We start from the raw sequence: 11,732 nt of genomic DNA on the forward strand, positions 1-11,732 counted from the left end.
CTTCGTAAGATGATCCCTGGTGACAAAGGCAAACCCGGCGGGGCTGCATCATTGCAACCCTGCCTACTGGAGACAGACAGTGGAAAGAGCGGAAAAACGCGAATTCGTCACGGAGCTGAACGAAGTCTTCAAGGCTTCCGGTTCGGTTGTCGTGGCCCACTATGCTGGTGTCACAGTTGCGCAGATGAACGACTTCCGTTCGAAGATGCGCGCTGCTGGCGGCACCGTCAAAGTCGCGAAAAACCGCCTGGCCAAGATCGCTCTTCAGGGCACCGAGTCGGAAGGGATGACAAATCTCTTCAAGGGTCAGACGCTGATCGCATTCAGCCAAGACCCGATCACGGCTCCTAAGGTCGTCATGGATTTCGCCAAGACCAACGACAAGCTCGTTGTCCTCGGTGGCTCCATGGGAACAACCACGCTCACCGCCGAAGCAGTCAAGTCGCTCGCGACCCTGCCTTCGCTGGACGAGCTGCGCGCAAAGCTGCTGGGCCTTCTCAATGCCCCGGCAACCCGCGTTGCTACGGTTGTTGCAGCACCGGCAAGCCAGCTTGCCCGCGTGTTCGCCGCCTATGCCAAGAAGGACGAAGCCGCCTAAGGCGGATTTTCGCTGTTGTATTTAAAACCAGTTCGAACCGAACAAAAGGAAAAGTAAAATGGCTGATCTCGCAAAGATCGTTGAAGACCTGTCCTCGCTGACCGTCCTGGAAGCTGCTGAGCTTTCCAAGCTGCTCGAAGAGAAGTGGGGCGTTTCTGCAGCTGCTCCGGTAGCTGTTGCTGCTGCTGGCGGCGCTGGCGCTGCTGCACCGGTTGAAGAAGAAAAGACCGAATTTGACGTTATCCTCGTTGACGCTGGCGCCAACAAGATCAACGTCATCAAGGAAGTCCGCGCCATCACCGGTCTCGGCCTCAAGGAAGCCAAGGACCTGGTCGAAGGCGCTCCGAAGCCGGTCAAGGAAGCAGTTTCCAAGGCTGAAGCTGCTGACCTCAAGAAGAAGCTCGAAGACGCTGGCGCCAAGGTTGACGTCAAGTAATTCGGCATTTTGCAAGGGGAGGTGGCCATTTCGGCCGCCTCTCTTTGACCGTTTTTAGAACATATTACCCAAAAGCCTGTCGCAAAACGGCTTTTGGGTAATGGGTTCTTCAAGAGGATGGTCTCGAACGGAAATCGGCACAGCAATCCGCGCTGGGTGTTTTCCGCAAGTTAGACGAGATTGAACTACTCATTGATTGACGGGGTCGACTGGCCATCGGTTCCCGTCCGTTGCAGGCCCGGATGCAAGATTGACAAGGAGCGACGATGGCTCAGACCCTTTCGTTTAACGGTCGCAGGCGCGTACGCAAGTTTTTTGGTAAAATTCCAGAAGTCGCGGAGATGCCGAACCTCATCGAGGTTCAGAAGGCATCCTACGACCAGTTTCTTATGGTTGAAGAGCCCAAGGGCGGACGCCCTGATGAGGGCCTTCAGGCCGTTTTCAAATCGGTTTTCCCGATCAAGGATTTCTCCGGCGCTTCAATGCTCGAGTTCGTTTCCTACGAATTCGAACAGCCGAAGTTTGACGTCGAAGAATGCCGTCAGCGCGATCTGACCTACGCAGCGCCGCTGAAGGTGACGCTGCGTCTGATCGTGTTCGATATTGACGAGGATACCGGCGCGAAGTCGATCAAGGACATCAAGGAACAGAACGTCTACATGGGCGACATGCCGCTCATGACCGACAACGGTACCTTCATCGTCAATGGCACCGAGCGCGTCATCGTTTCGCAGATGCACCGCTCCCCGGGCGTGTTCTTCGACCACGACAAGGGCAAGAGCCATTCTTCCGGCAAGCTGCTCTTCGCGGCTCGCGTGATCCCGTATCGCGGTTCCTGGCTGGACATCGAGTTCGACGCGAAGGACATCGTTCACGCCCGTATCGACCGTCGCCGCAAAATCCCCGTGTCTTCGCTGTTGATGGCGCTTGGCATGGACGGCGAGGAAATCCTCGACACCTTCTATACGAAGTCGCTCTACCAGCGCGACGGCGCAGGCTGGCGCGTGCCGTTCCAGCCGGATGCGCTGAAGGGCCAGAAGGCGATCACCGAGATGGTCGACGCCGACACCGGCGAAGTCGTCGTCGAAGCCGGCAAGAAGCTGACGCCGCGCCTGCTGCGCCAGTTGCAGGACAAGGGCCTGAAGGCTCTCAAGGCGACCGATGACGACCTCTATGGCAACTACCTTGCCGAAGACATCGTCAACTTCGCGACCGGTGAAATCTACCTCGAAGCAGGCGACGAGATCGACGAGAAGACGCTTCCCGTCATCCTGTCGGCAGGCTTCGACGAAATCCCGGTTCTCGACATCGACCACATCAATGTCGGCGCCTACATCCGCAACACGCTGACCGTAGACAAGAACGAGAACCGTCAGGACGCTCTGTTTGATATCTACCGCGTGATGCGTCCGGGCGAACCGCCGACCATGGATTCCGCGGAAGCCATGTTCAACACGCTGTTCTTCGATGCTGAGCGTTACGATCTCTCGGCCGTTGGCCGCGTGAAGATGAACATGCGCCTCGACCTCGAAGTTGCTGACACGGTTCGTATCCTGCGCAAGGAAGACATCCTGGCTGTCGTCAAGATGCTGGTCGAACTGCGTGACGGCAAGGGCGAAATCGACGACATCGACAACCTCGGCAACCGCCGTGTTCGTTCGGTCGGCGAACTGATGGAAAACCAGTACCGCCTTGGTCTGCTCCGGATGGAGCGCGCGATCAAGGAACGCATGTCGTCGATCGAAATCGATACCGTCATGCCGCAGGACCTGATCAACGCCAAGCCGGCTGCAGCAGCCGTCCGCGAATTCTTCGGCTCGTCGCAGCTGTCGCAGTTCATGGACCAGGTGAACCCGCTTTCGGAAATCACCCACAAGCGCCGTCTATCGGCACTTGGCCCGGGCGGTCTAACCCGCGAGCGCGCAGGCTTCGAAGTCCGCGACGTTCACCCGACCCACTACGGCCGTATCTGCCCGATTGAAACGCCGGAAGGCCCGAACATCGGTCTGATCAACTCGCTCGCAACCTTTGCTCGCGTCAACAAGTACGGCTTCATCGAAAGCCCGTACCGCAAGATCGTTGACGGCAAGGTGACGAATGACGTCGTCTATCTCTCGGCGATGGAAGAAGCCAAGTATCACGTCGCCCAGGCAAACTCGGTTCTCGAGAGCGATGGTTCGTTCTCGGAAGAATTCGTCGTTTGCCGCCATTCCGGCGAAGTTATGCTGGCACCGCGTGACAACATCAACCTGATGGACGTTTCGCCGAAGCAGCTCGTTTCGGTCGCAGCCGCGCTCATCCCGTTCCTCGAGAACGACGACGCCAACCGAGCACTCATGGGCTCGAACATGCAGCGTCAGGCCGTGCCTCTGCTGCGCGCCGAAGCTCCGTTCGTTGGTACCGGCATGGAACCGGTCGTTGCCCGTGACTCCGGCGCTGCCATTGCAGCCCGTCGTGGCGGTGTCGTCGACCAGGTCGATGCCACGCGTATCGTTATCCGCGCCACCGAAGACCTCGATCCGTCGAAGTCGGGCGTCGATATCTATCGTCTGCAGAAGTTCCAGCGTTCGAACCAGAACACCTGCGTCAACCAGCGCCCGCTGGTCACCGTCGGTGACATTCTGAACAAGGGCGACATCATCGCTGACGGTCCGTCGACCGATCTCGGCGATCTGGCGCTCGGCCGCAACGCGCTCGTCGCGTTCATGCCCTGGAACGGTTACAACTACGAAGACTCGATCCTGCTCTCCGAGCGTATCGTGCGTGACGACGTGTTCACCTCCATCCACATCGAAGAATTCGAAGTGATGGCGCGCGACACGAAGCTCGGCCCGGAAGAAATTACCCGCGACATTCCGAACGTTTCGGAAGAAGCGCTGCGTAATCTCGACGAAGCCGGCATCGTCTACATCGGTGCGGAAGTTCAGCCGGGCGATATCCTGGTCGGCAAGATCACGCCGAAGGGCGAAAGCCCGATGACGCCGGAAGAAAAGCTTCTGCGCGCCATCTTCGGTGAAAAGGCTTCCGACGTCCGCGACACGTCCATGCGCATGCCCCCGGGCACGTTCGGCACCGTCGTCGAAGTTCGCGTCTTCAATCGCCATGGCGTTGAGAAGGACGAGCGCGCGATGGCTATCGAGCGCGAGGAAATCGAACGCCTGGCAAAGGACCGCGACGACGAACAGGCGATCCTCGATCGTAACGTCTACGCACGTCTCGTCGACATGCTGCGCGGTCACACCGCGGTTGCAGGTCCGAAGGGCTTCAAGAAGGGCACTGAGCTGTCCAACCTCGTCGTCAGCGAATATCCCCGCTCGCAGTGGTGGATGTTTGCCATCGAAGACGAAAAGGCTCAGGGCGAGATCGAAGCGCTTCGCGCCCAGTACGACGAATCCAAGTCGCGCCTTGAACAGCGCTTCATGGACAAGGTCGAAAAGGTCCAGCGCGGCGACGAAATGCCTCCTGGTGTCATGAAGATGGTCAAGGTCTTCGTCGCTGTTAAGCGCAAGATCCAGCCGGGCGACAAGATGGCCGGCCGTCACGGCAACAAGGGTGTCGTGTCGCGTATCGTGCCGATCGAAGACATGCCGTTCCTGGAAGATGGTACGCACGTCGACGTCGTTCTGAACCCGCTCGGCGTGCCTTCGCGCATGAACGTCGGCCAGATCCTCGAAACCCATCTTGGCTGGGCTTGCGCCGGCATGGGCAAGAAGATCGGTGCGATGCTCGATGCCTATAAAGCGGGTGCCGATATCCAGCCGCTGCGCGATACCATCGACAGCGTCATCGGGTCGGGCCCGAAGGGTGAGCCGATCAAGCAGTACGACGACGCGTCGATCGTACGGCTTGCCGAGCAGACCCGTCGTGGCGTTTCGATCGCAACGCCGGTCTTCGACGGTGCTGTCGAAGCCGACGTCAACGAGATGCTGGAGCAGGCGGGCCTCAAGGTCAGCGGCCAGTCGACGCTGTATGATGGCCGTACAGGCGATCAGTTCGACCGTCAGGTGACGGTTGGCTACATCTACATGCTGAAGCTGAACCACCTTGTCGACGACAAGATCCACGCCCGTTCGATCGGTCCTTACTCGCTCGTTACCCAGCAGCCGCTGGGCGGCAAGGCGCAGTTCGGCGGTCAGCGCTTCGGGGAAATGGAAGTCTGGGCGCTCGAAGCCTACGGCGCCGCCTACACCCTGCAGGAAATGCTGACGGTGAAGTCGGACGACGTGGCCGGCCGTACGAAGGTCTACGAAGCGATCGTCCGTGGCGACGATACCTTCGAAGCGGGTATTCCTGAGAGCTTCAACGTTCTCGTCAAGGAAATGCGCTCGCTTGGCCTCTCGGTCGAACTCGAGAACACCAAGGTCGACGAACTCGGTGCTGGTCAGCTGCCTGACGCAGCCGAATAAGAAACATCAAGGTGCGTGCCGCGTCGCGGCACGCACCGCTTCCTCCGCAAGGCTTCATTGGCAAGCGAGAGGAACGGGGCCGCATCAGATGCGGTTTTAGCTGTTTATGGGGCAGGGGCCGGCGCCCGGGATTTGTCGGCACCCTCGCCAAGCTCAGGGCGTTAAGCCCGTAAAGGAGACAGGCATGAACCAAGAGGTCATGAATCTTTTCAATCCGCAGGTGCCTGCACAGACTTTCGATTCCATCCGGATTTCGATCGCCTCGCCGGAGAAGATTCTTTCCTGGTCTTACGGTGAGATCAAGAAGCCGGAGACGATCAACTACCGCACGTTCAAGCCGGAACGCGATGGTCTCTTCTGCGCTCGTATCTTCGGTCCGATCAAGGATTACGAATGCCTGTGCGGCAAGTACAAGCGCATGAAGTACAAGGGCATCATCTGCGAAAAGTGCGGCGTTGAAGTAACGCTGTCGCGCGTTCGCCGTGAGCGCATGGGCCACATCGAGCTCGCCGCTCCCGTTGCCCACATCTGGTTCCTGAAGTCGCTGCCGAGCCGTATTTCGACGCTGCTCGACATGACGCTGAAGGATGTAGAGCGCGTTCTGTACTTCGAAAACTACATCGTCACCGAGCCTGGTCTGACGTCGCTGAAGGAAAACCAGCTCCTCAGCGAAGAAGACTACATGCTCGCTGTCGACGAGTTCGGCGAAGATCAGTTCACCGCGATGATCGGTGCTGAAGCGATCTATGAGATGCTCGCTTCGATGAATCTCGAAAAGATCGCTGGCGATCTGCGTTCGGACCTGGCCGAGACCACCTCGGATCTGAAGCAGAAAAAGCTGATGAAGCGCCTGAAGATCGTCGAGAACTTCATGGATTCCGGCAACCGTCCGGAATGGATGATCATGAAGGTCGTCCCGGTGATCCCGCCGGACCTGCGTCCGCTCGTGCCGCTCGACGGTGGCCGTTTCGCGACGTCGGATCTGAACGATCTCTATCGCCGCGTGATCAACCGCAACAACCGTCTGAAGCGCCTGATCGAGCTTCGCGCACCGGGCATCATCATCCGCAACGAAAAGCGCATGCTGCAGGAATCCGTGGACGCGCTGTTCGACAACGGTCGCCGCGGTCGTGTCATCACGGGTGCCAACAAGCGTCCGCTGAAGTCGCTGTCCGACATGCTCAAGGGCAAGCAGGGCCGCTTCCGTCAGAACCTGCTCGGCAAGCGCGTCGACTACTCCGGCCGCTCGGTTATCGTGACCGGTCCGGAACTGAAGCTGCACCAGTGCGGTCTTCCGAAGAAGATGGCACTCGAGCTGTTCAAGCCGTTCATCTATGCTCGCCTCGACGCCAAGGGTTACTCCTCGACCGTCAAGCAGGCCAAGAAGCTCGTCGAAAAGGAAAAGCCGGAAGTCTGGGATATCCTCGACGAGGTCATCCGCGAACATCCGGTCCTCTTGAACCGCGCACCGACGCTGCACCGCCTGGGCATCCAGGCCTTCGAACCGACCCTGGTCGAAGGCAAGGCGATCCAGCTGCACCCGCTCGTCTGCACGGCCTTCAACGCCGACTTCGACGGTGACCAGATGGCGGTTCACGTGCCGCTGTCGCTCGAAGCGCAGCTTGAAGCCCGCGTTCTGATGATGTCGACGAACAACATCCTGCACCCGGCCAACGGTGCTCCGATCATCGTTCCGTCGCAGGACATGGTTCTCGGTCTCTACTATCTGTCGATCCTGAACCAGAACGAGCCGGGCGAAGGCATGGCGTTCTCCGACATGGGCGAGCTGCATCACGCGCTCGAAACCAAGTCCGTGACGCTGCACGCCAAGATCCGCGGCCGCTTCAAGACCGTCGACGCCGAGGGCAACCCGGTTTCGAAGATCTACGAAACGACACCTGGCCGCATGATCATCGGCGAACTGTTGCCGCGCAACGTCAACGTGCCGTTCGAGACCTGCAACCAGGAAATGACCAAGAAGAACATCTCCAAGATGATCGACACGGTCTACCGTCACTGCGGTCAGAAAGACACGGTCATCTTCTGCGACCGCATCATGCAGCTCGGCTTTGCCCATGCCTGCCGCGCCGGCATTTCGTTCGGCAAGGACGACATGGTCATTCCGGACACCAAGGTGAAGATCGTCGGCGACACTGAAGCGCTCGTGAAGGAATACGAGCAGCAGTACAATGACGGCCTCATCACGCAGGGCGAAAAGTACAACAAGGTTGTCGACGCCTGGGGTAAGGCGACCGAAAAGGTCGCCGACGAAATGATGGCCCGCATTAAGGCCGTGGAGTTCGACGACAACGGCCGTCAGAAGCCGATGAACTCGATCTACATGATGTCGCACTCCGGCGCCCGTGGTTCTCCGAACCAGATGCGTCAGCTGGGCGGCATGCGCGGCCTGATGGCCAAGCCGTCGGGCGAAATCATCGAGACGCCGATCATCTCGAACTTCAAGGAAGGCCTCACCGTTAACGAGTACTTCAACTCGACCCACGGTGCCCGTAAGGGTCTGGCCGACACCGCCTTGAAGACCGCGAACTCGGGCTACCTGACCCGTCGTCTCGTCGACGTGGCGCAGGATTGCATCGTCAACTCAGTCGATTGCGGCACCCAGAACGGCCTCACCATGACGGCAATCGTCGATGCCGGTCAGGTTGTGGCTTCGATTGGCGCTCGTATTCTCGGCCGTACGGCTCTTGACGACATCGATCACCCGGTCACGGGCGTTCGGATCGTCGATGCAGGCCGGATGATCCTTGAACCCGACGTCATCGAGATCGAAAAGGCTGGTATCCAGTCGATCCGCATCCGTTCGGCGCTGACCTGCGAAATCCAGACCGGCGTCTGCGGCGTCTGCTACGGCCGCGACCTGGCACGTGGTACGCCTGTCAACATGGGCGAAGCGGTTGGCGTTATCGCCGCACAGTCGATCGGTGAACCGGGCACCCAGCTCACCATGCGTACCTTCCACTTGGGCGGTACGGCGACCGTGGTCGACCAGTCGTTCCTGGAAGCGTCCTACGAAGGCACGGTTCAGATCAAGAACCGCAACATGCTGCGCAACTCTGACGGCATTCTTGTCGCCATGGGTCGTAACATGGCCGTGCAGATCCTCGACGAACGTGGTGTCGAGCGCTCCTCGCAGCGTGTCGCCTATGGTTCGAAGATCTTCGTCGACGATGGTGACAAGGTGAAGCGCGGTCAGCGCCTTGCCGAATGGGACCCCTACACCCGTCCGATGATGACGGAAGTGGAAGGTATCGTTCACTTCGAAGACGTCGTCGATGGCATCTCGGTGCTCGAAGCGACCGACGAATCGACCGGTATCACCAAGCGTCAGGTTATCGATTGGCGTTCGACGCCGCGCGGTATCGACCTGAAGCCGGCGATCGTCATCAAGGACAAGAACGGTGCGGTCATGAAGCTGTCGCGCGGTGGTGACGCCCGCTTCATGCTTTCGGTCGACGCCATTCTTTCGGTCGAGCCTGGTACGAAGGTCTCCCAGGGTGACGTGCTTGCGCGTTCGCCGCTGGAAAGCGCCAAGACCAAGGACATCACCGGCGGTCTGCCGCGCGTTGCCGAACTGTTCGAAGCTCGTCGTCCGAAGGACCACGCCATCATCGCTGAGATCGATGGTACGATCCGCTTCGGTCGCGATTACAAGAACAAGCGTCGCGTGCTGATCGAACCTGCTGAAGACGGTGTCGAGCCGGTCGAGTACCTGATCCCGAAGGGCAAGCCCTTCCATCTTCAGGATGGCGACTACATTGAAAAGGGCGACTACATCCTCGACGGCAACCCGGCGCCGCACGACATCCTGGCGATCAAGGGCGTGGAAGCACTCGCTTCCTACCTGGTCAACGAAATCCAGGAAGTTTACCGACTGCAGGGCGTTGTGATCAACGACAAGCACATCGAAGTCATTGTTCGTCAGATGCTGCAGAAGGTGGAAATCACCGATGCCGGCGACTCGACCTACATCGTCGGTGACAATGTCGATCGCATCGAGCTCGAAGACGTCAACGACGGTCTGATCGAACAGGGCAAGAAGCCGGCATACGGCGATCCGGTCCTGCTCGGCATCACCAAGGCCTCGCTGCAGACACCGTCGTTCATCTCGGCGGCGTCGTTCCAGGAAACCACCAAGGTCCTGACCGAAGCGGCAATCGCCGGCAAGGTCGACGGCCTGCAGGGTCTGAAGGAAAACGTCATCGTCGGTCGTCTGATCCCGGCCGGTACCGGCGGAACGATGACCCAGATCCGTCGCATTGCGACGGCGCGCGACGAGATGATCCTCGAAGAACGTCGCAAGGGTACGGGCGCAGACGTTGCGACCCCGATGCTTGCCGATCTCGCGAAGGAAAACGCTGCGGCCGAGTAATAGGAGGAGGGCGGTTCCCGCCCTCTTTCCCCAGATTAAAAAAGCCGCCCGGAGCGATCCGGGCGGCTTCTTCATTATGGGAGGCTGAAAAGGGGCGACGCGTCGGCGTCGGCGGCTTCAGCTGAAACGGATGATCGCAACTTCGCCTTCAAGCGCGCCCTGGTAGGCGGAGGCATGCGGCTCCTCGTTCGGCACGTCGGTCAGTGTGCCGATCTGATCGAGGTCGGCCTCCAGGAAGCCTTCTTCGGCAAGCGCGTTCAGCGCCTCGCGTACGGCCGTATCGTCGTCGGGTGCGCGCAACATCACGTGAATGTCGACGCCTTCGTCGTCTCCGTCGGTCTCATAGGCCTTGCCGATGATGATGAAGACCATCGGCTCGTCCGGTGCATTGTCGTTGTCAGGCGTGACGCTCATAGAATATCCTTTCGAGTGCGTGGCTGACTTTAGCGCCCTTTTCAGTGCAGTGCGAAAGAAATAGATCGGAGGCCACAGGCTTTGGTGGGGGATAGAATCGTTCTGGTGGAAAACCGTCATAAACTGGTTGCCGATTCCTTAACCCTGTTGGAAGCTGCTTGCGTTCAAGTGCAATCCGGGTCGCCATACCCCGCCGGGACACGCGCCAAAGCCTTGTTTTCCGGGCATGTCAGGCTTGCGAACCGGAGTTTATTTGTTAATTGCCCTTGACTGTCGGCCTTGAAATCAGTACACCCCGCCGCATCGGAGCCCATGTGAGGCTGGCTGGTTCGGAACGTCGCGTTCTGGAGTTCGCCTCAAACAAGGTTCAAAACGCACGCTGACTACAAAAAATGCTGCACGCATGACGCGCGAAATTGTGTGTCCTCTGCTTTTTGTAGGGCCATCCGCGATAAGGCGGATCGGTCCTCGTTTGCGCATTTTACAGGCGTTCGTATCGCCGGCGACGGCAACGATCCGCCCGCAAGGGTAACGAGACAAGATTTTGCAAGGGATGGTTACATGCCTACCGTAAACCAGCTGATCCGCAAGCCGCGTCAGGCACAGGTAAAGCGCAACAAGGTTCCTGCTCTGCAGGAAAACCCGCAGAAGCGCGGCGTTTGCACGCGCGTCTACACGACGACCCCGAAGAAGCCGAACTCGGCTCTGCGTAAGGTTGCCAAGATCCGCCTGACCAACGGCTTCGAAGTCATCGGCTATATCCCGGGTGAAGGTCACAACCTTCAGGAACACTCGGTTGTCATGATCCGCGGCGGCCGCGTAAAGGACCTTCCGGGTGTCCGTTACCACATCATCCGTGGCGTTCTCGATACGCAGGGTGTCAAGAACCGCAAGCAGCGCCGCTCCAAGTATGGTGCGAAGCGTCCGAAGTAATTTCGGGTTTCACGAATTCGGCGCTGCGCGAGGTTCTCCGCGTGTTAAGGCGCCAGTCAACAGTTGAGAGACAAAACGTATGTCACGTCGTCACAGTGCAGAAAAGCGCGAGATCAATCCGGACCCGAAGTTCGGCGATCTGGTTGTCACCAAGTTCATGAATGCCATCATGCTTCATGGCAAGAAGTCGGTTGCTGAAAGCATCGTTTACGGTGCGTTCGATGCCGTTCAGGGTAAGCTGAAGCAGGAGCCGATTGCCGTGTTCCATTCGGCACTCGACAACATTGCTCCGCACGTCGAAGTCCGTTCGCGTCGCGTTGGTGGTGCAACCTACCAGGTTCCCGTCGACGTTCGTCCGGAACGCCGTCAGGCGCTCGCCATCCGCTGGCTGATTGCTGCTGCCCGCAAGCGCAACGAAACGACCATGGTTGATCGCCTCTGCGGCGAACTCATGGACGCTGCGAACAACCGTGGCAGCGCCGTCAAGAAGCGCGAAGACACGCACAAGATGGCCGACGCCAACCGTGCATTCTCGCACTACCGCTGGTAATCGAC

General features: G+C 59.1%; 7 protein-coding genes. 6 read left to right on the forward strand and 1 reads right to left on the reverse strand.

The features are described from left to right. Positions 1-79: 79 nt before the first annotated feature. From rplJ to rpoC, 4 genes are all read left to right on the forward strand, one after another. Positions 80-598, forward strand: a complete 519-nt coding sequence (gene rplJ / locus LPJGGPFB_RS09545) for a 50S ribosomal protein L10 (protein WP_025426657.1) — start codon at positions 80-82, stop codon at positions 596-598. A 58-nt stretch (positions 599-656) separates the two neighbouring features. After that, positions 657-1,034 carry a 50S ribosomal protein L7/L12 gene (gene rplL, locus LPJGGPFB_RS09550; protein ID WP_025426658.1) on the forward strand — a complete coding sequence of 126 codons (378 nt, stop codon included), beginning with the start codon at positions 657-659 and terminating at the stop codon, positions 1,032-1,034. A 266-nt stretch (positions 1,035-1,300) separates the two neighbouring features. After that, on the forward strand, positions 1,301-5,440 hold the full coding sequence (gene rpoB / locus LPJGGPFB_RS09555; protein WP_173419735.1) for a DNA-directed RNA polymerase subunit beta: 4,140 nt from the start codon (positions 1,301-1,303) through the stop codon (positions 5,438-5,440). Between the two features lie 184 nt (positions 5,441-5,624). Further along, positions 5,625-9,830 carry a DNA-directed RNA polymerase subunit beta' gene (gene rpoC, locus LPJGGPFB_RS09560; RefSeq protein WP_173419736.1) on the forward strand — a complete coding sequence of 1,402 codons (4,206 nt, stop codon included), beginning with the start codon at positions 5,625-5,627 and terminating at the stop codon, positions 9,828-9,830. A gap of 117 nt (positions 9,831-9,947) precedes the next feature. Here rpoC and LPJGGPFB_RS09565 read toward each other — a convergent pair whose 3' ends face one another. Beyond that, positions 9,948-10,244 carry a hypothetical protein gene (locus LPJGGPFB_RS09565; RefSeq protein WP_025426661.1) on the reverse strand — a complete coding sequence of 99 codons (297 nt, stop codon included), beginning with the start codon at positions 10,242-10,244 and terminating at the stop codon, positions 9,948-9,950. Between the two features lie 561 nt (positions 10,245-10,805). Between LPJGGPFB_RS09565 and rpsL the strand changes: the two genes are divergently transcribed. Together rpsL and rpsG are read left to right on the forward strand one after the other, a co-directional pair. Continuing rightward, positions 10,806-11,177: a 30S ribosomal protein S12 gene (rpsL, locus tag LPJGGPFB_RS09570; protein WP_003507760.1), complete on the forward strand. Its 372-nt coding sequence runs from the start codon at positions 10,806-10,808 to the stop codon at positions 11,175-11,177. A 79-nt stretch (positions 11,178-11,256) separates the two neighbouring features. Then, on the forward strand, positions 11,257-11,727 hold the full coding sequence (gene rpsG / locus LPJGGPFB_RS09575; RefSeq protein WP_025426662.1) for a 30S ribosomal protein S7: 471 nt from the start codon (positions 11,257-11,259) through the stop codon (positions 11,725-11,727). Positions 11,728-11,732: the final 5 nt, after the last annotated feature.

It is taken from the genome of Ensifer adhaerens (genome assembly GCF_013283195.1).
Taxonomy (GTDB): Bacteria; Pseudomonadota; Alphaproteobacteria; order Rhizobiales; family Rhizobiaceae; genus Ensifer; species Ensifer adhaerens_G.

Bases quoted from the DNA above. Each gene is read 5' to 3' on its own strand.
- rplL (WP_025426658.1), top strand. From the start codon at position 657: ATGGCTGATCTCGCAAAGATCGTTGAAGACCTGTCCTCGCTGACCGTC.
- rpoB (WP_173419735.1), top strand. From the start codon at position 1,301: ATGGCTCAGACCCTTTCGTTTAACGGTCGCAGGCGCGTACGCAAGTTT.
- LPJGGPFB_RS09565 (WP_025426661.1), bottom strand. From the start codon at position 10,244: ATGAGCGTCACGCCTGACAACGACAATGCACCGGACGAGCCGATGGTC.
- rpsL (WP_003507760.1), top strand. From the start codon at position 10,806: ATGCCTACCGTAAACCAGCTGATCCGCAAGCCGCGTCAGGCACAGGTA.
- rpoC (WP_173419736.1), top strand. From the start codon at position 5,625: ATGAACCAAGAGGTCATGAATCTTTTCAATCCGCAGGTGCCTGCACAG.
- rpsG (WP_025426662.1), top strand. From the start codon at position 11,257: ATGTCACGTCGTCACAGTGCAGAAAAGCGCGAGATCAATCCGGACCCG.